Raw genomic sequence first — 21,434 nt, forward strand, 5'->3', positions numbered from 1 at the left:
TGCGATAGAATATAGTAGAGGAGTGATAAATAGGTGATTTCATCAAAAGTTCGATTCCCCGTGATCTTCGTGGGGATCTTTACGGCTGCGATTCTCGTTGCGCTCTACGTTGCGACAATTGGCCGCATGGAGCGCGCGGATGCGGCGGAGAGCATCAAGCTATACTGCGATGCGTTCGTGCGGCAGGATGAGGCGGCGCAGAAGCAGCTCATGTCCTATGGCGCGCCGACGGATTCGTTCAATATGAAGGCGGCATTCTCGAACGCGCTTCAAACCTCTGGCGCGATGCTGTCCTCCGAGGAGGCGTCCGAGATCGCTGATGCCTATATGGAGTCGCTGCGCAATGCGACGGTGGAGACGATGGTGTCAGAGCAGGGAAATGGGGTGGCGACCGTTGAGGTGACGGTGACGCGGTTCAATATGATTGCGGCACGCGAAAAGGCATCCTCTCTGCTGCGTCAGCGCATGAAGCTTGACGGTACGCCCGAGGAGCTGCGCAAGACGGCGGTGGAGGCAACGGCGGAGGCATATCGTGAGCTCGAGCCTGTGGGTACGGTGACGTTCTATGTGCCCGTGCGCTACAATGAGGAAACGCGCATCTGGGATCCCGCCGATCCCGTGCAGTTTGGATTTGATCTGTCGAAGCAGACAATGGGGGTGGAATGATGGCACAGGAAGATTGGCGCGATACAGACCGCATGACGGCGGAGGGCAATCCGCGCCGTCCCGAAGGGGAGGCAGGGCGCGCGATGCTCGCGCGGATGAATGAGAGTCATGCACGTCTCGTCGATTGGGGGCTCTCACACATCGCGCTCCATGCGAGGGATACTGTCCTTGACATTGGCTGCGGCGGCGGCAACACGCTCGCGCGAATGGCGGAGCGTGTGACGGAGGGACATCTCGTCGGCATCGACTACGCCGAGACCTCGGTGGAGGCATCGCGTGCGTTCAACGCCGCGCTCATCGCGGCGGGACGCATGGAGATCCTGCACGGCTCGGTGGAAAACCTCCCGTTCGTGGACGGACACTTCGATGCGGTGGTAACGGTGGAGAGCTTCTACTTCTGGCCGAATCCCGAGGAGTGTCTGAAAGAGGTCGCGCGGGTTGTAAAGAAGGGGGGTACGTTCCTCCTGCTTGCAGAGATCTATGGGCGTGACGATCTGCCCGATAGCATCCGTGAGAAGATCGTGGGCTATGCGCTGACGAATCCGACACCCGACGAGTTCGAGCGGCTCTTCCGCGCGGCGGGCTTTTCTACGGTGGAGACGTATTTCAAAGACGGGGAATACTGGATTGCCGTGCGCGGCGTGCACTGACATAAAAAAAGACTGCATACGCAGTCTTTTTTTATGTCTTAGTTCTGCTGTTCCTGGATGAAGCGGATGAAGTCGTCCGTCTCCTCCTGCCCGCTGAGCTTTGCCGTATACATCTGGTTGCCCATCTGCGGCCACATCATCTCGGGCATGCGTTCGCACATGACGATCTTTCCCGCATAGCGGCGCAGGATCTCCTCGTGTGTATGCACATAGCGGTGGAAGTCGCGGCGGCTTGCATACGCGCAGTAGCAATGTTCGTTTCGATCGGGAAGGAGACGGCGGTTCGCCGTAATCATATCCGCCCAGATCTCATACACATCGGTGGAGTGCGCGAAATTCATCATGTCCGTCGTATATCCTCCGGCAGGACGCATGTTGACCTCGAGTCCAACGAAGTCGCCGACATTTCCAAGTCCCGGTTTATCCTTTGTCAGGCGGAAGAACTCGAGGTGGACAAAGCGGCTGCGTACACGGAACGCCTTGAGCGTGGCGCGTCCCGCCTTCTGCAGCGCATCGGGCACGCGATCCGTCGTGTAGTAGGAGAGGTCGAGCTGATAGAGCACGATGTCCATGACGGACGGCGGCCAGACGGTCATGGACTCGAAGACCGGATTGGAGTCCGCGTCGACAATGGCGTCATAGGAGCAGATGTCTCCCGTGACGAACTCCTCCATGACGTAGGGGACGGTCGGCTTCGATGCGTAGAAATGGCACAGCTCATCGTGACTGTCGATGCGGTAGGTGTCCGTTGCACCGACGCCCGTGTCGGGCTTGACGATGACGGGATAACCGACCTCCGTGAGGAACTCCTCGGCGGCGGCAAGCGTTGTGACCTTCGCGAGGCGCGCGGTCGGGATGCCCGCCTTCTTGTAAAAGGGCTTCATTGCGGACTTGTTCTTGATATGATCCATATCACCGCTCTGCCAGCCCGTGCGAATGTTGAAGTCCGTGCGCAGACGTGCATCGCTCTCGAGCCAGTACTCGTTGTTCGACTCGATCCAGTCGATGCGGCCATATTTGAATGTAAAGAATGCAACGGCGCGCAGCATCTGATCGTAGTCGGCGAGCGAGGGAACGAAGTAATACTCCGTCAGCGACTCGCGTACCTCATGCTGGAGCTGGTCGTATGGTGTGTCGCCGATGCCGAGGACGTTGACACCCTTCTTTTTTAGACGGTCGCAGAAGTTCCAGTAGACGCGCGGGAACTGCGGGGAAACAAAGATAAAGTTCATGTGCTCACCTCATTTCACGCCTGCTCACGCAGGACGAAGGGGAGGAAGTAAACGAGCTGTTTCTTCCACCAGTCCCAATCATGATCGACATCGTAGCCCCAGAAATCGACCCACGCGTGAATGTCCTTGCTGTAGAGCACGTCACCCATGAGTGCGGTCGTGCGGCGACCCTCCTCCTCCCAGCGGCCTTGCCCCACGCAGAGGACGATGCGCCGCCGGTTGTAGAGGTCGATGTAGGGATGGTCGCCAGGCATGTTAGCGAGGAAGTCGAGCGGTGAGTTGTCATAGAGGACGTCGTTCATCCAGCCGTCGGTGAAGAATTTCGCATCGTAGACACCTGAGAGCGATAGTACGCCGTCGAAGAGGTCGGGGCGGCGGAAGAAGACGATCGCTGCATGCAGTCCACCGAGGCTGCATCCTGCAGCGATAGGCAGGCGCCTGCTTGTATTTTCCACGTAGATGCGGGGGACAACCTCGTCGATGATATAGGCGTAGTACTGCTCCTGCCGCTGGGCGCGCCAGGTTTTATCGCCCCACAGATTCGACCACGTCTCCGTGTCGACGGTGTCCACACAGAAGAGCTGAATGCGTCCGCGGCGCAGATCATCCGCGACCGCCTCAATCATGCCGAAGTTCTCGAAGTTGTCGCTCATTGCGTCCTGCGTTGGAAAGACGAGGATGGGCACGCCCGTGGGCGCACCGTAGACGCGTATATTCATCATGCGGTCGAGCCGCGCGCTGTGCCAGTTGATTTCTTTGCAGTTTGTCATAAAAACCTCCCTGACTTTCCGTTTGCTAATATCTATACTCTAACGAATCGCGTGTACTTTGTCAAATGGAGTGGTCACGCCTCCCGTTTAAGTGTGGGAATGCGAAAGATGAAGAAGATGACGTGCAGAACCCACATGACGCCGATCGCTATGCGCGCGTGCGGATGGTCGGTCAGCAGGAAGGAGATGCCCATGAGCGTCGTGACGGGGAGGATGATGCGCAGCTTCTGCCCGATGGTCATGCCGCGCCTTCCGCTCTGCATGAGCACCATCGTCTGGCGATAGATGCGCGTCGTGTGCAGCCACGCATCCATGCGGCGCGAACCGCGTGCAAAGCAGAAGGCCGCGAGCAGGACGAACGGGACGGTCGGCAGGATGGGGAGAAAGGCTCCGAGAACTCCGAGCCCGAGGCTGATGAGCCCCAGCGCGACGAAGAAAATTTTTTTTAGTATCATATTGTTTTCCTTATTGTATGAGAATGATTCACCGAAAAGAGAATAGCATGAGAAGGAGAAAATGGCAACGCAACATTTTGTAGTTTTTTTGATTTGTGGTATAATGTAAAATGGTTTTTTCAGGGGCAGCCCGATTCATGCAGCTGTCCCCGTTGGAGAGGAATGAGACGAATATATGATTCGCATGAAAAATGTCTCAAAGATATATGAGAACGGAGCGGTTGCCCTCGATCACGTGAGCATCGAGATCAGCAAGGGCGAGTTCATCTTTGTTGTCGGTGTAAGCGGCGCGGGCAAGTCTACATTTATCAAGATGCTCTTTCGTGAGGAACTGCCGACGGAGGGCGAGCTCTTCGTCAACGGTCACGATGTTGTCAACATGGATGTCAAGGATGTGCCGTATCTCCGGCGCGGGCTTGGCGTCATCTTTCAGGACTATCGTCTGCTGTCGGACAAGACGGTCTACGAGAATGTGGCGTTCGCGATGCGCGTCATCGAGGCGCCACGTCAGATGATTCAGCGGCGTGTGAACGCCGTGCTCGACGTGGTCGGGCTGCGCGACAAATACCGTAATTTCCCCTCGCAGCTCTCGGGCGGTGAGCAGCAGCGCGTTGCCATTGCACGCGCCATTGTGAACGATCCCGCGATCCTTATTGCAGACGAGCCGACGGGAAATCTCGACCCCGAGACGAGCTGGGACATCATGGACATCTTTAAGCGCATCAACGCGTCCGGTACGACAATCGTCATGGCAACCCATGACAAGAACATTGTCGATACCATGCAGCGCCGTGTCATCGCCATCGAGGGCGGGCACATTGTGCGCGATGAGCAGCGCGGAGGATATGGATATGAAGATTAGAACCGCGGAATACTATGTGCAGGAGGTCTTTCGCTCCCTGCGCCGCAACAACTGGATGACGTTCGCGGCAGTTGGCACAGTGGCGGTGTCGCTTTTCATCCTCGGGGTGTTCCTGATCCTCGCGCTGAATATGAACCGCGCGGCGTCAATGCTTGAGTCTCAGGTGCAGATCAGCGTCTATATGAAGGATGATCTCGCGGAGGACGAGGAGGAGGCGCTCGGTGCGCAGATCCGCGCGCTGCAGGGGATCGAGTCCGTTCAATACGTCAGCCGTGAGGAGGCGCGTGCGCGTCTCTCGGAGCGCCTCGGCGAGCAGAAGTATCTGCTGGATGCACTCGGCGACAAGAATCCGTTGCCGAACGCCTATGAGGTGACAGTGCGTCAGCCGGACATGGTGGAGACGGCGGCGAAGCAGATTGAGCGCATGGATGGAGTCGAGTCGGCGAAATACGGGCAGGATGTCGTGGAACATCTCTTTGACATCACGCGTCTCGTGCGCATCTTTGGCGTGCTCCTCATCCTGCTGCTCGGCGGCGCGACGGTCTTTATCATTGCAAATACGATTCGCCTGACGGTCTTCGCGCGCCGGCGTGAGATTGCGATCATGAAATACGTCGGCGCTACGGATGAGTTCATTCGCTGGCCGTTCGTGCTTGAGGGCATTGTACTCGGCTGCATCGGCGGTCTGATCTCGGCGTTCGTCCTGCGCAGCTTCTATGCGGGTGTGGCGAACAAGGTCTATGATACGCTCGCCTTCTTCCCGCTCATACCGCAGTATCCATTCATGAACTATGTGAGCCTCGTCATCATCGGGCTCGGCATGGCAATCGGAGCGGTGGGCGCGTGGGTCTCGCTCAAGCGTTTCCTGAAGGTGTAATTATATTATGAAAGAACTAATGAAAAAGACGCTCGCGGCAACGCTTGCCGCTGTCTTCCTTGCCGCAGGGCAGGGAGCGGCGGCGACACTCGAAGAGGAGCGCGACAGCTACGATGCGCAGGTCGAAGAACTCGGTCGCCAGAGCGACGAGCTCGCGGGCAAGATCGACTCGCTCTCGGAGCAGAAACGCATCCTCGACGAGCAGGCGGATGCGGCGATTGCAGAGCATAAGGCGCGCCGTGCCGAGCTGAATGCGACACTCGAACGCCTTGAGGAGAACGAGGAGAAGCTCGAGGTCGCCGAGCGGGACTACGAGCGCAAGAGTGACGCCCTCGGCAAGCGCGTGCGCGATATCTACATCAACGGGCAGATTTCCTATGTGGACGTGCTCTTTGGTGCGAAGGATTTCTCGGATTTCCTGACGCGTATGGATCTCCTGAAGCGTGTCATCAAGCAGGACTACGACCTCGTGCACGAGGTGCTCACGCAGCGCAACGCGATGCTCGCGCTGAAGGAAGAGCTCGAAAAGGATCGTGCGGCGCAGGAACCTCTCGAGAAGAAGGCTCGTGAGGCGCGCCTTGCGATGGAGGATAAGGTCGCCGCGCAGCAGGAGCTCATCGATCAGATGAAGTACGACAAGGCGACGATTGACCGCAAGCAGGACGAATCCCGTGCGGCATCGGAGCGCATCACGCGTATGCTGCAGCGCAGCGGACTCAGGAATCTCCCCGTGCAGGGCTCGGGCGCGATGATCTGGCCGCTCGCGGGACCCATCACGTCGGATTTTGGCTGGCGCACGCACCCGATTACAGGTGCGCAGCGCTTCCACAGCGGCATCGACATCGGCGGCGACTACGGCGATCCGATCTACGCTGCACAGGCGGGGACGGTCGAGTATGCAGGATGGATCTCGGGCTACGGCAATGCCGTCATCATCAATCACGGCGGCGGCATCTCGACGCTCTACGGTCACTGCCAGTCACTCGATGTGGGCACAGGGCAGAGCGTTGCGCAGGGCGAGCTGATCGCCGAGTGCGGTTCGACGGGCAACTCCACGGGACCGCACTGCCACTTCGAGGTGCGCGTCAACGGCGAGCCGGTCAACCCCCTCGGGTATCTATAGTTTAAGCGAAAGAGGATATGAACAGAAAAAAATTAGGCACTATTATCGTCCTATCCGCCCTCCTTGGGAGTATGCTGACTGTATTTGCGGCGGGTGCACTCCTGCGTTCGGCAGGGCTCTATGCGGACGATGTCTTGCGCTTCTTCGGCGTGATGAAATTCATCCAGTCGCGCTATGTGAATGCGCCCGACACCACGCGGCTCATTGACGGTGCGATTGACGGCATGGTCGCATCCCTTGATGACCCGCACTCCGTCTATATGCCCCCGTCGATGTTCAAGGAGCTGCGCCAGCATACGGAGGGCTCGTTCGGCGGTATCGGCGTGACGATGGGATTCAAGGACAATATTGTGAAAATCATCTCCGTGCTCGAGGGAACGCCCGGTGAGGCGGCAGGACTGCGCGCGGGAGATGAAATCCTCGCAGTGGACGGCGTGCCGACGAGCGAGCTGCAGAACGAGGAGGTCGCCCTGCGCATTCGCGGCGAAGCGGGCACGCAGGTTGTCCTGCGCATCCTGCGCGACGGTGTGGAGCAGGAGTACACGATCACGCGCGACGTGATACAGGTTGCGTCCGTGCGCGGCACTATGGTCGAGGGCACGACGATCGGCTACATCCGCATCGGCTCCTTTGCCGAGCATACGGGCGAGGAGTTTGCGAGTGAGATGAACCGTCTCGCGGGCGAGGGTATGACCGCCCTCATTATCGACCTTCGTGAGAATCCGGGCGGCCTCATCACAAGCTGTGTTGCCGTTGCCGAGCAGGTAGTACCGGCGGGTACGATTGTCTCCGTTATCGACCGCGACGGCAGTGAGGAGGTCTATCGCTCCTCGCTCAGCGCACGCAAATATCCCATCGCCGTACTCATCGATGAGAACAGCGCGAGCGCCTCGGAGATCCTCGCGGGGGCACTGCAGGACACGGACGCAGGCACGATCATTGGCACGACATCGTACGGCAAGGGCTCCGTGCAGGCGGTTCTGCCGCTCTTCCACGAGGACGGGCTGAAGCTCACGATCGCAAAGTACGTGACGCCGAACGGCCGCTCCATCGACGGCACGGGCATCACGCCCGACATCGTTGTTGAGCGATCGTCGACGGACACGCGGGACGTGCAGTTTGACGCGGCAAAGCGGTATTTGCTGGAGCATCCTACGCTTTGAAGTGCGTTGGTGTTTCCTCTAACGCAAAAATAACAGTGTTCTAAGAAGGACTTAGCGCCCCTGCGTTAGCATGGGCGCATTGTTATATGGACAAATTTCCTAAGGAATCGCTGATATGCTGAATTTATCAGTGCTTCCCCTATCAGGAGGTCACTATGTATAGTCAATGGCGCAGAAGACAGCGGCGTGCGGCAGCTGCGGCTGTCCTCGGCACAGTGCTCTTTTTGCCGTTTTCGGCGCACGCCATGAGTCTCACGCTCACGGAGGCAATCGACACGGCGCTTGCGGCGAATACAGCGCTGCGCATCACCGCGGAGGGCGAGCGCTCCGCAGATGCAGCGCTAAAGCAGGCGCGCGGGAAGAACAGTATTTCGGCTGAGGCGGGCGATACACTGCGCACGAGCAAAGCGAAGGACGAGGACGCACAGACGAGCAATTCCCTGTCTCTCTCGGCGCGTCTGCCGCTCTACAGCGGCGGTGCGAACGAGGCGAATATCGAGTCAGGGGAGATCGGCGCGCAGTCGGCGCGTCTCACGACCGAGCGTGCGCGTGAGGATCTGAAATATGAAGTGATCACCGCCTACTGGGATGCGGTGGAGGCATCGAAAAAGGTCGAGGTGCAGCGCGACACGGTGAACAAATACGATGCGCATCTGAAGAATGTCACAGCGCTCTACGACGCGGGTGCGCAGGCGAAGATCGATGTGCTCCGCTCCTCTGTGGAGCTCTCGAACGCGCGGCAGGAACTCATCAGCGCGGAGAACAGCTATGAGGTGAACCTCACGACCCTGCGCAATCTGCTGAACATCGCACGCACCGAGCCTTTGACACTCACGACGGAGGTCACATATCAGCCCTTTGAGAAGCCGATGGAGGACTGCATTTCCTACGCCTATCGCAATCGCCTTGATCTCACTGTGGAGCGCGCAAAGCTCCGTCAGCGTGAGCTCGCCGTCGAGAGCGCACGGGCAGGGAAGAGGCCGAGCGTCAATCTCACGCTCGGCACGGGGCTGACCAGTCAGTTCCAACCCCGTCATGACACGAGCTCAGATGTATCCGCCTCCGTCGGCGTCAGCTGGAACATCTTTGACAGCGGCGTCACGCGCGGAGCGATTGAGGAGGCAGAGGCGGAGCGCGACATCGCCCTGCTGAACGTGAAGAAGGAGGAAGAGAGCATTGATCTGAACCTCCGCAAGGCGTACCTCAATATGCATGAGGCGGAGCAGCGTTTTACCTCGACGGGGGATGCGGTGCGTCAGGCGCGTGAGGACTATCATATCGCGAATGAACGCTATCGTGCGGGTGAGGGCATCCTCCTCGACATCATCGACGCGCAGACGGCACTTGCCACGGCAGAGACGAATGCGATCAGTGCACGCTATGATTACGCACGCTATCGTGCACAGGTCGAGAATCTGATGGGGACAGAGCTGACAGAGAGCGAGCATGCGGCGGCTGAGGGACTTCCCGCCGTGACCGCAGAGGAACGTGCGGCAGCACAGGCGGCATACATTGAGGGCGGTACGGATGCTGCAGTGAAGAAGGTGAAGTAAATGAAACGTGGCAAAATTATCGGCATCGGTGCACTGGCGGCGGTGCTGGTCGCGGGCGGCGTGTATTGGTATATGGAGTCGAGTGCGGCGGAAAAGACGGCACAGGCCGTCGAGACGGTTGCCGTGCAGCGCATGGACATCAAGTCAACCGTCGAGGCAACAGGGACGATCCGCCCTGTGGACTCCGTGGAGGTCAGCTCCAAGATCACAGCACGCATCAATTCTGTCCTCGTCAAGGAGAATGATGTCGTTACGGCAGGGCAGGTGGTTGCGACGCTCGACGGCAAGGACTACGAGGCGAAACGTGACCAGGCACAGTACCGTGTGACGAATACGCGGGCGAAGTACAACCGCATGAGCTACCTCGAGAGCATCGGGGCGAAGTCCAAATCTGACCTCGAAGATGCAGAGTACAACTACGATACGGCGCAGTCGACGCTCGAGGAAGCAAACTCAGATGCGAACGAGACGATCATCACCGCACCGATCTCGGGCGTTGTTGTGGGCGAACCGAAGACGGCAGGGACGATGGCAGTGCAGGGCTCGGACAATCCAACCGTCATCATGCGCATCGCCGACCTCTCGAAGAAGCAGATCAAGGCGAAGGTGGATGAGACGGACATCGGCAACATTCGCATCGGGCAGGAGGCGACGTTTACCGTCGATGCCTTTACGGACAAGAAATTCACGGCACGCGTCTCTAAGATCTCGCAGACCGACGTGACAAACAGCTGGGATACCAGTTCGTCCGCCTCGTCCTCCTCATCGGGGACGAGCGTCATCTACTACTATGTGACCCTCGATGTGGACGATCCCGAGAATCTGCTCCTGCCGGCGATGACGGCGCGCGTTGTCATCAATACGGCAGATCGGAACGATGCGCTCGTCGTGCCGCTCTCCACGCTCAAGACGGATGCAGCGGGATCCTATGTCCTCGTCCTGCAGGAGGATGGCACGCAGGAGACGCGCTATGTTGAGACGGGCATCTACAGCGATGAGTATGTGGAGATCCTTTCGGGACTCAGTGAGGGAGAGCGCGTCGTCAGTACCTACACGGCAAAGGTCGTTCCGATGAGTATGCAGGCGGGCGGACCGCCGCCGTTCTGATACGGGGGGATTTCGATGGAAGCAAAAGAAATGCCCGCGACCATTCGTCTGCACGGTATCCGCAAGCTCTACCGCATCGGCGGAGAGACCCTTGCCGCACTCGACGGCATCGACCTCGAGATTCGGCGCGGTGAGTTTGCCGCTCTCATGGGGCCGTCAGGTTCCGGCAAATCGACGCTTATGAATATCCTCGGCTGTCTCGACCGTCCGAGCGCGGGCTCGTATCTGCTCGACGGCGCGGAGGTCGCGGGACTCAGTGATGATGCTCTTGCCGCGACGCGCAACAAGAAGATCGGCTTTGTCTTTCAGAACTTCAATCTGCTTCCGCGCATCTCAGCACTCGATAACGTCGCTCTGCCCCTCGTCTATGCGGGCGTTGGGCGGCACGAACGTACGGAGCGGGCGCAGGAAATGCTCGCCGCTGTGGGGCTCTCTGACCGTGGGGCGCATCTGCCGAACGAGCTTTCGGGCGGACAGCGGCAGCGCGTCGCGATTGCTCGCGCCCTCGTGAACGATCCACACATCATCATGGCAGACGAGCCGACGGGCAATCTTGACACGAAGTCCACGAAGGAGATCATGGAGATCTTTGAGCGGATGCACGAGAAGGGGCACACGATCATCCTTGTCACGCATGAGCCGGAGATTGCCGTGCGTGCGAGCCGTCAGCTCCTCGTGCGCGACGGCAGGATCACGCGTGATGAGGGGAAGGGAGTGGCGATGGATGTTGTTTAAGGAATGCTTCGGCATGGCGGTGAACGCCCTGCTCGCGAACAAGCTCCGCTCCCTACTCACCATGCTCGGCATCATCATCGGCGTGGGCGCAGTCATTGCCATGGTCTCCATCGGAATGGGCGTGCGTACGAGCGTCGCCGACTCTTTTGCGAGTCTCGGCTCGAATATGCTCATCGTCATGCCCGGCTCTGCGAACACGGGCGGTGTACGAGGCAAGGCGGGCTCACGCAAGTCGTTGAAATACGATGATGCCAAGGCGATTGAGAGCAAGATCAAAGGGATTGACTACGTATCCCCCTCGGTCTCTGGTGCCTATCAGGTCGTGAACGGGAATCTCAACTGGAATACGACGGTGGAGGGCGTTACGCCGGAGCTGATGCAGATCCGCTCACTCAAGGTCGAGAACGGGTCGTTTATCACTGCAAACGATATGGCGAAGCGCAGCCGTGTCGCCGTGATCGGTCCGACTGTCGCCTCGAATCTCTTTGGCACGGAGAACCCCATCGGCAAGAACATCCGCATCCACAATCAGCCGTTCAAGGTCATCGGACTGACGGCGGAGAAGGGGCAGTCCATCGGGCAGGATCAGGACGACGTGATCTATATCCCCATCACGACGGCACAGGAGCGTATGCTTGCCATTACATACGTCCAAGCCATCAACATACAGGTATCGAGTCCCGATCGGATGAATCAGGTGCAGGCAGACGTTGAGAATCTGCTGCGTCAGCGGCACCACATTCGCCACGGGGCAGAGGACGATTTCACCGTTCGCAACATGACCAGTCTCATGGAGAGCTTTACGGAAAATACGAATATGATTACGCTGCTTCTCGGATCGATCGCGGGCATCTCGCTGCTCGTGGGCGGCATCGGCATCATGAACATCATGATGGTCTCTGTCACCGAGCGCACGCGCGAGATCGGTATCCGCAAGGCGCTCGGCGCGACCTCCTCGAACGTGCTCATGCAGTTCATGATCGAGTCGATGGTCATCGGCATTGTCGGCGGCGTTATCGGCATCGCGCTCGGTGTCTCTCTCTCAAAGGCAATCGGCGCGTTCGGCGGGCTCACGACCACCATCGCCGTCCTGCCCATCCTCGTCTCCTTCTCCTTTGCCGTCGGCATCGGCCTTTTCTTCGGCATCTACCCCGCCCGCAAGGCGGCGCGCCTCGATCCGATCGATGCGCTGAGGTATGAATAAATAGGGGACTCAGTCAATCAAAAAAGCCCACAACGGAATTTTTCCGCTGCGGGCTTTTCACGTTGTGTTACTTATTGATAATCAGCGCCATAAAGACGAGATCCTCGGTCTCGGAGGCGTTGGCGATGGCATGCACCTCGCCCTCGGCACAGAACGTCGTCGTGCCAGGGCCAATCTCAATCTCCGTGCCGTTGTCGTTGTAGCGCGCACGTCCCGAGAGAATATGATAGGTCTCCGTATTGCCCTCGTGCTTGTGTACGCCCATTGAGGCATGGGGCGGGATCGTCACGCGCGCATACATCGCGCACTTGCCGTCGAGCTCGGTCGGACTGAGCAGCTTCTGAATGTGGATCGTACCGTTTCCACCAAAACGCTTCTCGGCATCAATGTGCTCGGATTCGATGATTGCCATGAAATAATCTCTCCTTTGTAAATACACGCAGATTCTGCTAGAATGAACAGGGAAGCCACAGAAAGTACTTCCATATATTCTAAATATTCGCTATGGAGGGGGATTTTCCTCTTTTCATTTGTTTCTTCTCATGCTTTTCCTACGCCGAGTTCACGCATGAGGGCGTTCTGCAGGATGTTTGAGAAATTGATATTATGCTCTGTGGCGAGCGTGTCGAGCCAACGCGGAATCGAGAGGTTTTTGCGAACCGCTTTCGTGTCATGCAGACGGCGATAGGCGAGGGTATCGGCGCTGATGAGGGTTGCAAAGCTGCCGTCATCGCCCTTTATATTCGTCAGAGCGGAGGGGGCGGGCATGTCAATATGCTCCTCCTCCATGTGCCAGAGCATGAGGTTCAGCGCGTCCGCCGCCAGATCAAGCCCCTCGGGAATCGAGGATGCCTGCGTGAAGCAGCCGTCGAGATCGGGGAAGGAGATGAAGAAGCCCTCCTCCTCCGGCTGAAAAAGTGCGGGGTAAACGTATTTCATAGGGACCTATCCTTTCCGTTGTCTTATCTAAGTCCTGCCTGCTTCAATATTGCGTTTGTCAGACCTGCACCGGATTCCTGACTCGTGTGCCGTGGGACTTGAAATAATCTATCGCTATGGGGGCTATACCAGATGTCGTGATTTCCGCCGCTGCGCACTTTATAGCAGCCGTTTTTCTTTAGTATCTTGATAAGTTCGGAAATCTTCACGGCGACACCTCCTTTTATAAATATTATACACAATATTACACAACAAAACAACATTATTTGACTTGTTTTGAGATATGAGATAATCTCATGAATGGTTTTTTGAGCTCTTGGGATGAGATAGGGAATACGATGATTTACATTTTGAAATTCGGGGCGGCGTGGATTTTGCCGCCGGGGATCTTTATCCTCGTGATGATGGGGCTTGCCGTCTATTTTTGGAAAAAGCGCGGGCTGCGGCGTGCTGCGGGAGCAGCTGCCGTGACGGCGCTCCTTCTCTATCTCCTCTCCATCGGTGCGGTTGCTGACCGACTGATGGGCGGACTTGAGCGCACATATGAGGTGCCCGAAGCACCGCAGGGGGATGTCATCGTCATGCTCGGCGGCGGAGCGATTGCGGACGTACAGGATGTGGACGGCGTGGGGATGCTCGCGCAGAGTCCATCCTCGCGCCTCCTCACGACGCTCCGTCTCTATCAGCGACATCATTTGCCGATCCTGCTCTCGGGCGGGCAGGTGTTCAGCGATACCGGCTCGGAGGCGGAGATCGCGCGCCGCGTCCTCCTCTCGCTCGGGGTGCCCGATGCGATGATCTATGTCGAGCGCCTCAGTCTCACAACGGGGCAGAACGCACGCTACTCGGCGGAGATCCTACGGCAGGAGGGATTCACGCATCCCATCCTCGTGACCTCGGCGTTTCATCTGCCGCGCGCCGTGCTGAACTTCGAACATGAGGGCATCGCGGTCACGCCCTATCCTGCCGATTTTTGGGTGAGCGGTAATCCGCAGCTCTATCTGATCAAATTCGCGCCGAATGCGAGTGCGCTTCTCACGAATACGGTCTTTCTACAAGAGAAGCTGCGCATCTTTGTGACGAGGTATCTGGAATGACGAAGAATCTGACCGAGGGTGATCCAACGCGGCTCATCTTCTTCTTTGCTCTGCCCCTCGTCGCGGGCAATATGATGCAGCAGCTCTATGCCTTTATTGATACGCTCATTGTCGGACGTTTCCTTGGGGTCAATGCGCTCGCGGCGGTTGGCTGCACGGGCAGTCTCATGTTCCTCGCACTCGGCTTCCTCATGGGCTTCTGCACGGGCGTCACCATCTATACGGGGCAGCGGTTCGGTGCGGGCGACCGCGCGGGTGTGCGGCAGAGCGCGGCAGCGTGCATCATGCTTGGCGTCGCGGTTGCGCTCACGCTGACGGCGATTGTCCTGCCGCTGACACGGACGCTGCTCGTGCTGATGGAGACGCCGCCCGAGATTTTGGACGGTGCGTATGATTTCATCTCCATCGTCTTTGCGGGGCTGACCATATTTCTACTGCTCTATCTGCAAAACTGCCTCATCCGCGCGCTTGGCGACAGCACAAAGCCCATGATCCTCCTTGCCGTGACACTTGGGATCAACATTGCGCTCGAGCCGATCGCCATCCTCATCCTCGGCTGGGGGATTCCGGGCGCGGCGCTCGCAACAGTCATCTCACAGGCAATCGGCGCGCTCCTCTTCTACATCTATATTCGTCGGCGCGTGCCCGTTCTGCATACGCGCTGGTCGGACTGGAAGCCCAATCGTGCTGTGCTCATGGCGCATCTACGCATGGGTCTGCCGATGGCGTTTCAGTCTTCCGTCATTGCCATTGGTGCGATCATCGTGCAAGTCGCGTTGAACAACCTCGGCGCGCTGCCCGTCGCGGCATACGCGGCGACGCAGAAGATCGACGCTGTCGCCGTCATGCCCATGCTCTCGTTCGGCTATGCGATGGCGGCGTACACGGCACAAAACTATGGCGCGCAAAAGTATGAGCGCATCCGCATGGGTGTGCATGCGTGCCTCAAAATGTCGATGGCGTTTGCCGTCAGCATAGGCATCCTCCTGATCGCGTTCGGCACATTCTTTCTGGAGCTCTTCGTCGGTGCCGATGCGGCGGGCGCAGAGGAGGTCATCGCCTATGGGCACACCTATCTCGTTGTCACCGGATCGACCTACACCATCCTTGCGCTTCTGCTCGTCTACCGCAACGTCCTGCAGGGACTCGGGCAGAGCGTTATCCCGACCATCGCGGGTGCGATGGAGCTCATCATGCGCGCGGGCGCTGCCGTCTTCCTCTGCGGCACGCTCGGCTTCCTCGGCGCATGCCTCGCGAATCCGCTCGCGTGGCTTGGTGCGGCGATTCCCGTCACGATTGCATATTTTTGGACGGAGCGGACATTGTGCCACGCATCCTGAAAATTTTACATGCACGTGAAGAAGGATTGGAAAGGTTATGTTTCTTTAGAACACGTCTTGGCTTGCTCAATGATAGAGTAATGCTCGAGGGCAAAGAAAAACGGGCAGATACGGAGAGAAATTTCCTCTGTATCTGCCCGTTTCGTGATGAAGTTCAAATCTATGTAAAATGTTTCTTGATACGATTGAGAGCAATGATGTGCGCTGGCCCCTGCTTCCATTATACTGGCGTCGAGTTATCATAGAGCTCATGCGGCGCGATATCCTGTCCGTCTGCCCATGCGACGGTAGAGCCTGATACATGAACTGTCTGAAAAACGGAAGCGACTTTCAGCTTTTCATACCATGCACCTCGGAGGTATGGGCTTACGTCAAAGATTTTCTTTTCTCCCGTCTCAAAGAGAAGGAGCAGTTTATAATCGGGGAGAGGGTGAACATCGATGATTTTTGGTTGAAGCATGGTAACTCTCCTTTATTGCAGTGGCTGAATTTTGAACGGGGCTTCACCGTTGCTGAGAAGTTTCCAGTTTGCAGCTAACTCATCTGCGTGAATTTCTATCCACGCGACGACCAGTCTCAATTTCTTTCGCGGAAGTTCTCCCTCAATCAACTCGCCATCCAAGGAAATGACTGCCTCATATACCTGATACTCGGCATGTATATGCGGCGTATTATGTTTTCCGCCAAGTTCATGGTACATATAGATGATGATTCCAAAGAACATACTAAGTGCAGGTATTTCATATCCCTCCTAATCATATACATATTGTACCACACTCCCGCAGAAATAACACGCTATATCATCAAAGCATATTTCGCAAAAACTCTTTCGTCCGCTCCTCCTTCGGTGCGGAGAAGAATTCGGTGGGAGCGCCCTGTTCGACGATGACGCCGTTCTCCATGAAGATGACGTGGGTGGCTGCCTCGCGTGCGAATGCCATCTCATGTGTGACGACAATCATGGTCATGCGCTCGGCGGCAAGTGCACGCATGGTGCGCAGTACCTCGCCCGTGAGTTCGGGATCGAGGGCGGAGGTCGGCTCGTCAAAGAGCATGATGTCGGGCTTCATGGCGAGGGCGCGCGCGATGGCGACGCGCTGCTGCTGTCCACCCGAGAGCTGGCTTGGGTAGTAGTTCTCGCGGTCGGAGAGTCCGACCTTTGCAAGCAGTTCGCGTGCGTAGGGCAGAATCTCGTCCCGTGTCTGCCCCTTGACATGGCAGGGAGCCTCGATCAGGTTCTCGATGACGGTCATGTGGGGGAAGAGGTTGAACTGTTGAAAGACCATGCCTGTGGACATGAGGATGCGGCGCACATCGGCGTTGCTTGCGTATGTTGCCGCCCGTTCTCCGTCTTTTGTCCAGCAGAGTCTTTCTCCATTGATTGTGATGTCGCCGCAGTCGATCGTCTCGAGCTTGTTGATGCAGCGTAGGAGGGTGGACTTTCCAGAGCCAGACGAGCCGATGATGGCAAGCACTTCGCCGCGTGCGAGACTGAGGTCGATTCCCTTGAGAACGCCGAGCGCGCCGAAGGATTTGTGGATGCCGCGCATGGAAAGCATGATGTCATTAGTTGTCGTATCTGCCATAGTGCGCCTCCAATTTTTTGAATCCATAGGTGAGCACAGCGGTCATCGCGAGGTAGAAGATGCCGGCGATGAGGAAGGGGGTCATGTCGAACTCGCGCTGAACGATGGTGCGTGCGACGCGCAGGAGGTCGTTCATGGCGAGAATGTAGACGAGGGAGGTGTCCTTGACGAGGTTGATGGTCTCGTTGCTGACGGGGGGCAGGGTGATGCGCAGCACCTGCGGCAGGACGATGCGCCGCATGGTGAGCGGGGCGCTCATGCCGAGGACGCGCGCCGCCTCGAACTGCCCGCGCGGGACTGCCTGAATCCCCGAGCGGAAGATTTCGGCGAAGTAGGCGGCATAGTTGAGGACGAATGCGAGGAGCGCCGCCGCAATGTCCGGGAGCATGATGCCGACCATCGGTAGAGCGAAATAAACGAAAAGGAGCTGCAGCATCAGCGGCGTGCCGCGCATGATCCAGATATATATCTCGAGCAGTCGGCTGAGCAGCCGAAAACGCGAAAGCCTCCCGAGCGCGGCAAAGAGCCCGAGCGGGAGGGAGAGGGCGAGTGTGACACAGAAAATCTCGAGGGTGATGGTCGAGCCCTCGAGCATGAGCAGTACCGTATCTAGTGTTTTTTCCATTCGTTTTATCGTCCTTGCAGCGGCAAAAAGAGACTGCCGCCATTGAGCAGCAGCCTCCCGTTGTCACATATTTATTTTGTGATATCCTTCGTGAACCACTCGGTCGAGATCTTTGCGATTGTGCCGTCCTTTTTCATCTCGTCGAGCACCTTCTGCACCTCGTCACGCAGAACAGTGTTGTCCTTGGCAAATGCAATGCCGAACTCGCTCGTGGGACCGACGACGACATCGAGTGCCTCGAGCTCCTCGGGGTGTTTGCTCATGTAGTAGCGGCCGACGATCTCGTCGCCGATGACGGCGTCAAGGCGTCCGTTCTCGAGATCCATGAATGCCGCAACATAGTCGGGGTACTTCTTGACCTCCTTGACATCGTTCTTGTAGAACGGGGTTGCGTCAATGTACTCCTCCGCCGTGCCCGCGCTCTGCGTGCCGACAGTCTTGCCTGCGAGACTCTTCTCATCCGTGACGGCGGTGTTGCCCTTCTTTACGAAGATGATCTGACGGTTGTCCATGTAGGGCTTGGAGAAGAGCATGTTCTCTTTGCGCTTCTCGGTGATGTCGAGCCCGTTCCAGAGAATCTGCACGCGGCCGCTCTTGAGCTCAGCCTCCTTGCTCGACCAGTCGATCGCCTTGAACTCGACTTCGCGCCCCAGACGCTTCGCCGCCTCCTTCGCGAGGTCGACATCGAAGCCGACGATCTCGTTCTTCTCGTTCTTGAAGCCCATTGGCGGGAAGTTGTCATCGAGTCCGACGATGATCTTGCCCATCTCTGCCGCATTGTCTGTCGAAGGTGCCTTCTCCGTGCCGCAGCCCGCAAGCAGTGCTGCCGACAGTGCAAAGACCGCCGCGCCCGTAAAGATATGCTTCCAATTCATTGCCACATCTCTCCTTAAGTCCTGTTGCTTTAATAAGATAAAGTGCTAACGTAAATTATTATACGTTATAGATTAAAATTATGTCAAGTTTTATTTCCAGCAAGCAGGTTTTTTTTCATAAAGGTCGAAATATTTATAGGTGCAATAGTTTCGTGCAGAATAGAGAGCATAAATCGAGGGAGGGCTTATCTTGCGTGCAATATCCGTGGACGATCTTGAAAATGGAATGATACTTGCGCGAACGATCGTCAATGCCAAACGTGTGGTTGTTGTGTCGGAAAATACGGAGCTGACGGCGGCGCATATCACGCGTCTCAAATTCCTGAAGGTTCCCGTTGTCTACATCAAGGATGAAACGGAGCTGCGGGAGGAGCGGTCTCCGATCTTCTCGCGCAGCAATCTCTTCATCAAGCAGTATGAGAATGTGGTCGGGACGGCGAAATCCATCTTTGAGGAGACGAAGAAGACGGGAAGTGTGCCCGTTGCCGAGACGAATGAGATGGTGCAGGCGGATCTCCTGCCGCTCTCGCGCCGCAGCGGTACGATCGACTATCTGAATGAGATCAATCATCTCGCGAGCGACATCTACAACCACTCGCTGCGCGTTTCGATTCTCGCGGGCGTCTTTGCAAAGTGGATGCAGCTTGATCGCGAGACGGCGAAGGACATTGTCCTCGCGGGCTTCCTGCACGATGTCGGCAAGTCGAAATTCGATCAGCGCCTGCTCGAGAAGAATGTTGAGACTCTCAAGGGAGAGGACTATGAGCGCTACATTCAGCATACGGTGGACGGCGCACAGATCCTCAACAATGTCGCGGGGCTGACCGAGGGCGTGCGCCTTGCAGCGCTGCAGCATCACGAGCGGATGGACGGGAGCGGCTTCCCGTTCAATATCAAGGGCGATGACATTCATCTCTATGCACGCATCGTTGCTGTCGCCGATCTCTACGACAATATCACGATTGAGCGCGAGGGCTATGCGCGCCGCACACCGTTCGATGCGGTTGCGGTAATTGCAAGCCAGATGTACACGACGCTCGACCCTGCCGTCTGCATTCCCGTGCTGACGAATATCAAGAACGCCTTCCTCGGCTCGCGCGTACTCCTTAGCAACCATCGCGAGGGTACGATCACGGCATATCCGCACGGCGTTGTGCCATTGCCGATTGTCACGATCTCCGAGGACGAGGTCATCGATCTCAACGAGAATAAAAAGATTACGATTGTGGAGTACAACCCCAAATAATCTCATGTCATGCAAAAAGCCCATCGGATTCGCTCCGATGGGCTTTTTCGTTGGCGTTTAGCTGAGGGTCTGCACGATGTTGTACCATTCGAGCACAGCATCATAGGTTGGCTTCATACGATCAGGTGAGAGTTTTAAGAGCTCGCAGTAGCTGATGACCTTGTCCCAGTCGCCCTGCTCGTAGGCAATGACGAGATCGAGGAGATGGCGCAGGTCGTTATCTTCGCCGAGGAGTGCGGCATTGAGATCGTCTGCAAGGGCGACCTCCTTGAGCACCTCGTCCATGGGCAGATTCAGCAACACGTCAAGCAGAGAGAATATGCCGAGCAGGAAGCCCGTGTCCGGCGTAACACCTGAACGTTTGAGATCCTGTGCAATGAGTTCGCAGAACTTTGCGCGGAGAAGGGACAGGGTAAAGAGTTCGGGTGGCTTGTCCTCGGAGAAGGTCTGCAGGCTGATGAGGGTCACCCAGCGCCGCACGCCGCTGGCACCGAGCAGGACGGTTGCCTGTTTCAGGTTGGATACGTGGTTCGTGAGCCCGATGCCTGCGGAGTTGATGTAGGTGAGGAGCTTGTGAACGAGGTTCGTATCCGAGGAGATGACACCGGTGACGGAGGAGAAGTCGACGTCCTGACGGTTGACCTCCTTGACGAGGCGCATGCGTGAGAGTGCATTGCTTGTCAGGCGCTTCTGATGCAGGACGGCAGGCTTGCAGAAGAAATAGCCCTGAAAGAGGACGTATCCGAACTCTACCGCCTGACGAAATTCTTCCTCTGTTTCAATTTTCTCTGCGAGCAGACGAACGTGCTTTGGCAGAATTTCGCGCAGCTTCTGGCGCTCTTCAGGATCTGTTGTGATGCGGAAATCGACCTTGATGACGTCTGCCATCTCGATCAGTGGCTCGTAGCCGGGGCTAAGGACGAAGTCGTCGAGTGCGATCTTATAGCCGAACTCTTTGAGCTCCTGCACTGCTTCGAGGATTTCGGGCGTGGGTTGTACGTTTTCGAGAATCTCCACAACGACGTTTTCTGGCGGGAGAAGCTTTGGCGCACGGTTTAGGAGGTTTTGTTCAGTGAAGTTGATGAATGCCTTCCGATTCGAGACAAGTTTTTTCATGCCAAAGTCGAGCATGGCGCCGACCATGACGCTCTGCGTCGCGATGTTGCCATCGAGGTTTGGGTCAAAGGCGTTCTTGAGGCCGCTGCGGAAGAGAATTTCGTATGCGTATACTTTCTTCTGTTGATCGAGTATGGCCTGTCGCCCGATGAATACTTCTTCCATAGGAGAACCTTTCTTTATCGTTAACGTATTATTGTCATCATTTCTTCC

General features: G+C 57.1%; 25 protein-coding genes. 13 read left to right on the plus strand and 12 right to left on the minus strand.

The genetic code is table 11. The features are described from left to right. Positions 1-33: 33 nt before the first annotated feature. Both H1B31_RS06005 and H1B31_RS06010 read left to right on the plus strand, forming a co-directional pair. Positions 34-666 (plus strand): hypothetical protein, encoded by a 633-nt coding sequence (locus H1B31_RS06005; RefSeq protein ID WP_185979680.1) that lies wholly within the window; start codon positions 34-36, stop codon positions 664-666. Further along, entirely contained in the window at positions 666-1,316 is a 651-nt protein-coding gene (locus tag H1B31_RS06010) for a class I SAM-dependent methyltransferase (protein WP_185981241.1), read from the plus strand. The genes H1B31_RS06005 and H1B31_RS06010 overlap by 1 nt, the downstream gene beginning before the upstream one ends. 38 nt (positions 1,317-1,354) lie before the next feature. On the opposite strand, the gene H1B31_RS06015 is transcribed toward H1B31_RS06010, so the two are convergent. The 3 genes from H1B31_RS06015 to H1B31_RS06025 form a co-directional block, all read right to left on the minus strand. Beyond that, complete coding sequence (locus H1B31_RS06015; protein ID WP_185979681.1) at positions 1,355-2,548, minus strand: ATP-grasp domain-containing protein; 1,194 nt, start codon at positions 2,546-2,548, stop codon at positions 1,355-1,357. Between the two features lie 14 nt (positions 2,549-2,562). Then, positions 2,563-3,318 (minus strand): esterase family protein, encoded by a 756-nt coding sequence (locus tag H1B31_RS06020; RefSeq protein ID WP_185979682.1) that lies wholly within the window; start codon positions 3,316-3,318, stop codon positions 2,563-2,565. Positions 3,319-3,392: 74 nt separating this feature from the next. Next, a complete protein-coding gene (locus H1B31_RS06025) occupies positions 3,393-3,773 on the minus strand; it encodes a YbaN family protein (RefSeq protein ID WP_185979683.1) in 381 nt (126 codons plus the stop codon). Between the two features lie 175 nt (positions 3,774-3,948). Here H1B31_RS06025 and ftsE point away from each other — a divergent pair, with 175 nt between their 5' ends. The 8 genes from ftsE to H1B31_RS06065 all read left to right on the plus strand — a co-directional run bounded on the left by ftsE (position 3,949) and on the right by H1B31_RS06065 (position 12,397). Further along, positions 3,949-4,635, plus strand: a complete 687-nt coding sequence (ftsE, locus tag H1B31_RS06030) for a cell division ATP-binding protein FtsE (protein WP_009656799.1) — start codon at positions 3,949-3,951, stop codon at positions 4,633-4,635. Further along, positions 4,625-5,512: a permease-like cell division protein FtsX gene (ftsX, locus tag H1B31_RS06035; protein WP_185979684.1), complete on the plus strand. Its 888-nt coding sequence runs from the start codon at positions 4,625-4,627 to the stop codon at positions 5,510-5,512. Before ftsE ends, ftsX begins: the two co-directional genes overlap by 11 nt. Before the next feature lie 7 nt (positions 5,513-5,519). Continuing rightward, on the plus strand, positions 5,520-6,635 hold the full coding sequence (locus H1B31_RS06040) for a murein hydrolase activator EnvC family protein (RefSeq protein ID WP_185979685.1): 1,116 nt from the start codon (positions 5,520-5,522) through the stop codon (positions 6,633-6,635). 17 nt (positions 6,636-6,652) lie between these two features. Next, positions 6,653-7,798, plus strand: coding sequence for a S41 family peptidase (locus H1B31_RS06045; RefSeq protein ID WP_185979686.1), 1,146 nt, complete (start codon positions 6,653-6,655; stop codon positions 7,796-7,798). 155 nt (positions 7,799-7,953) lie between these two features. Then, positions 7,954-9,351 (plus strand): TolC family protein, encoded by a 1,398-nt coding sequence (locus H1B31_RS06050; protein ID WP_185979687.1) that lies wholly within the window; start codon positions 7,954-7,956, stop codon positions 9,349-9,351. Then, on the plus strand, positions 9,352-10,458 hold the full coding sequence (locus H1B31_RS06055) for an efflux RND transporter periplasmic adaptor subunit (protein ID WP_185979688.1): 1,107 nt from the start codon (positions 9,352-9,354) through the stop codon (positions 10,456-10,458). It abuts the gene before it with no gap. A gap of 15 nt (positions 10,459-10,473) precedes the next feature. Continuing rightward, positions 10,474-11,193 (plus strand): ABC transporter ATP-binding protein, encoded by a 720-nt coding sequence (locus H1B31_RS06060; RefSeq protein WP_185979689.1) that lies wholly within the window; start codon positions 10,474-10,476, stop codon positions 11,191-11,193. Continuing rightward, the gene (locus H1B31_RS06065) at positions 11,183-12,397 is read left to right on the plus strand and encodes an ABC transporter permease (protein WP_009441053.1); all 1,215 of its coding nucleotides are present in this window, start codon (positions 11,183-11,185) and stop codon (positions 12,395-12,397) included. Before H1B31_RS06060 ends, H1B31_RS06065 begins: the two co-directional genes overlap by 11 nt. Before the next feature lie 67 nt (positions 12,398-12,464). On the opposite strand, the gene H1B31_RS06070 is transcribed toward H1B31_RS06065, so the two are convergent. The 3 genes from H1B31_RS06070 to H1B31_RS06080 all read right to left on the minus strand — a co-directional run bounded on the left by H1B31_RS06070 (position 12,465) and on the right by H1B31_RS06080 (position 13,599). Next, entirely contained in the window at positions 12,465-12,809 is a 345-nt protein-coding gene (locus H1B31_RS06070; protein WP_009441052.1) for a cupin domain-containing protein, read from the minus strand. Positions 12,810-12,937: 128 nt separating this feature from the next. Continuing rightward, a complete protein-coding gene (locus tag H1B31_RS06075; protein WP_009656787.1) occupies positions 12,938-13,336 on the minus strand; it encodes a type II toxin-antitoxin system HicB family antitoxin in 399 nt (132 codons plus the stop codon). A gap of 23 nt (positions 13,337-13,359) precedes the next feature. Continuing rightward, positions 13,360-13,599, minus strand: coding sequence for a type II toxin-antitoxin system HicA family toxin (locus tag H1B31_RS06080; protein ID WP_226372076.1), 240 nt, complete (start codon positions 13,597-13,599; stop codon positions 13,360-13,362). Positions 13,600-13,674: 75 nt separating this feature from the next. Between H1B31_RS06080 and H1B31_RS06085 the strand changes: the two genes are divergently transcribed. Together H1B31_RS06085 and H1B31_RS06090 are read left to right on the plus strand one after the other, a co-directional pair. After that, on the plus strand, positions 13,675-14,433 hold the full coding sequence (locus tag H1B31_RS06085) for a YdcF family protein (protein ID WP_185979690.1): 759 nt from the start codon (positions 13,675-13,677) through the stop codon (positions 14,431-14,433). Then, a complete protein-coding gene (locus tag H1B31_RS06090) occupies positions 14,430-15,773 on the plus strand; it encodes an MATE family efflux transporter (RefSeq protein ID WP_009656797.1) in 1,344 nt (447 codons plus the stop codon). Before H1B31_RS06085 ends, H1B31_RS06090 begins: the two co-directional genes overlap by 4 nt. 220 nt (positions 15,774-15,993) lie before the next feature. On the opposite strand, the gene H1B31_RS06095 is transcribed toward H1B31_RS06090, so the two are convergent. From H1B31_RS06095 to H1B31_RS06115, 5 genes are all read right to left on the minus strand, one after another. Then, positions 15,994-16,233 (minus strand): DUF2442 domain-containing protein, encoded by a 240-nt coding sequence (locus H1B31_RS06095; protein ID WP_009656793.1) that lies wholly within the window; start codon positions 16,231-16,233, stop codon positions 15,994-15,996. A 12-nt stretch (positions 16,234-16,245) separates the two neighbouring features. Further along, positions 16,246-16,497, minus strand: a complete 252-nt coding sequence (locus H1B31_RS06100) for a DUF4160 domain-containing protein (protein WP_009656821.1) — start codon at positions 16,495-16,497, stop codon at positions 16,246-16,248. 79 nt (positions 16,498-16,576) lie between these two features. Beyond that, positions 16,577-17,359, minus strand: a complete 783-nt coding sequence (locus H1B31_RS06105) for an amino acid ABC transporter ATP-binding protein (RefSeq protein WP_009656802.1) — start codon at positions 17,357-17,359, stop codon at positions 16,577-16,579. Beyond that, entirely contained in the window at positions 17,340-17,984 is a 645-nt protein-coding gene (locus tag H1B31_RS06110) for an amino acid ABC transporter permease (RefSeq protein ID WP_185979691.1), read from the minus strand. Before H1B31_RS06110 ends, H1B31_RS06105 begins: the two co-directional genes overlap by 20 nt. Positions 17,985-18,055: 71 nt before the next feature. Further along, positions 18,056-18,859, minus strand: a complete 804-nt coding sequence (locus H1B31_RS06115; RefSeq protein ID WP_185979692.1) for an amino acid ABC transporter substrate-binding protein — start codon at positions 18,857-18,859, stop codon at positions 18,056-18,058. A gap of 226 nt (positions 18,860-19,085) precedes the next feature. Here H1B31_RS06115 and H1B31_RS06120 point away from each other — a divergent pair, with 226 nt between their 5' ends. Further along, the gene (locus tag H1B31_RS06120) at positions 19,086-20,105 is read left to right on the plus strand and encodes an HD-GYP domain-containing protein (protein WP_185981243.1); all 1,020 of its coding nucleotides are present in this window, start codon (positions 19,086-19,088) and stop codon (positions 20,103-20,105) included. 57 nt (positions 20,106-20,162) lie between these two features. Here H1B31_RS06120 and H1B31_RS06125 read toward each other — a convergent pair whose 3' ends face one another. Next, positions 20,163-21,386: an EAL and HDOD domain-containing protein gene (locus tag H1B31_RS06125; protein WP_185979693.1), complete on the minus strand. Its 1,224-nt coding sequence runs from the start codon at positions 21,384-21,386 to the stop codon at positions 20,163-20,165. Between the last annotated feature and the right edge of the window lie 48 nt (positions 21,387-21,434).

The organism is Selenomonas timonae (assembly GCF_014250475.1).
In the GTDB taxonomy this organism is placed as follows: domain Bacteria; phylum Bacillota; class Negativicutes; order Selenomonadales; family Selenomonadaceae; genus Centipeda; species Centipeda timonae.

Excerpts from the sequence above, each read along its gene's own strand:
- H1B31_RS06095 (WP_009656793.1), bottom strand. The coding sequence starts at position 16,233 with ATGCTTCAACCAAAAATCATCGATGTTCACCCTCTCCCCGATTATAAA.
- H1B31_RS06105 (WP_009656802.1), bottom strand. The coding sequence starts at position 17,359 with ATGGCAGATACGACAACTAATGACATCATGCTTTCCATGCGCGGCATC.
- ftsE (WP_009656799.1), top strand. The coding sequence starts at position 3,949 with ATGATTCGCATGAAAAATGTCTCAAAGATATATGAGAACGGAGCGGTT.
- H1B31_RS06115 (WP_185979692.1), bottom strand. The coding sequence starts at position 18,859 with ATGAATTGGAAGCATATCTTTACGGGCGCGGCGGTCTTTGCACTGTCG.
- ftsX (WP_185979684.1), top strand. The coding sequence starts at position 4,625 with ATGAAGATTAGAACCGCGGAATACTATGTGCAGGAGGTCTTTCGCTCC.
- H1B31_RS06060 (WP_185979689.1), top strand. The coding sequence starts at position 10,474 with ATGGAAGCAAAAGAAATGCCCGCGACCATTCGTCTGCACGGTATCCGC.
- H1B31_RS06120 (WP_185981243.1), top strand. The coding sequence starts at position 19,086 with ATGATACTTGCGCGAACGATCGTCAATGCCAAACGTGTGGTTGTTGTG.
- H1B31_RS06055 (WP_185979688.1), top strand. The coding sequence starts at position 9,352 with ATGAAACGTGGCAAAATTATCGGCATCGGTGCACTGGCGGCGGTGCTG.
- H1B31_RS06125 (WP_185979693.1), bottom strand. The coding sequence starts at position 21,386 with ATGGAAGAAGTATTCATCGGGCGACAGGCCATACTCGATCAACAGAAG.
- H1B31_RS06010 (WP_185981241.1), top strand. The coding sequence starts at position 666 with ATGGCACAGGAAGATTGGCGCGATACAGACCGCATGACGGCGGAGGGC.
- H1B31_RS06085 (WP_185979690.1), top strand. The coding sequence starts at position 13,675 with ATGATTTACATTTTGAAATTCGGGGCGGCGTGGATTTTGCCGCCGGGG.
- H1B31_RS06015 (WP_185979681.1), bottom strand. The coding sequence starts at position 2,548 with ATGAACTTTATCTTTGTTTCCCCGCAGTTCCCGCGCGTCTACTGGAAC.
- H1B31_RS06050 (WP_185979687.1), top strand. The coding sequence starts at position 7,954 with ATGTATAGTCAATGGCGCAGAAGACAGCGGCGTGCGGCAGCTGCGGCT.
- H1B31_RS06040 (WP_185979685.1), top strand. The coding sequence starts at position 5,520 with ATGAAAGAACTAATGAAAAAGACGCTCGCGGCAACGCTTGCCGCTGTC.
- H1B31_RS06110 (WP_185979691.1), bottom strand. The coding sequence starts at position 17,984 with ATGGAAAAAACACTAGATACGGTACTGCTCATGCTCGAGGGCTCGACC.
- H1B31_RS06065 (WP_009441053.1), top strand. The coding sequence starts at position 11,183 with ATGTTGTTTAAGGAATGCTTCGGCATGGCGGTGAACGCCCTGCTCGCG.
- H1B31_RS06025 (WP_185979683.1), bottom strand. The coding sequence starts at position 3,773 with ATGATACTAAAAAAAATTTTCTTCGTCGCGCTGGGGCTCATCAGCCTC.
- H1B31_RS06090 (WP_009656797.1), top strand. The coding sequence starts at position 14,430 with ATGACGAAGAATCTGACCGAGGGTGATCCAACGCGGCTCATCTTCTTC.
- H1B31_RS06100 (WP_009656821.1), bottom strand. The coding sequence starts at position 16,497 with ATGTTCTTTGGAATCATCATCTATATGTACCATGAACTTGGCGGAAAA.
- H1B31_RS06070 (WP_009441052.1), bottom strand. The coding sequence starts at position 12,809 with ATGGCAATCATCGAATCCGAGCACATTGATGCCGAGAAGCGTTTTGGT.
- H1B31_RS06045 (WP_185979686.1), top strand. The coding sequence starts at position 6,653 with ATGAACAGAAAAAAATTAGGCACTATTATCGTCCTATCCGCCCTCCTT.
- H1B31_RS06020 (WP_185979682.1), bottom strand. The coding sequence starts at position 3,318 with ATGACAAACTGCAAAGAAATCAACTGGCACAGCGCGCGGCTCGACCGC.
- H1B31_RS06075 (WP_009656787.1), bottom strand. The coding sequence starts at position 13,336 with ATGAAATACGTTTACCCCGCACTTTTTCAGCCGGAGGAGGAGGGCTTC.
- H1B31_RS06080 (WP_226372076.1), bottom strand. The coding sequence starts at position 13,599 with ATGTTGTTTTGTTGTGTAATATTGTGTATAATATTTATAAAAGGAGGT.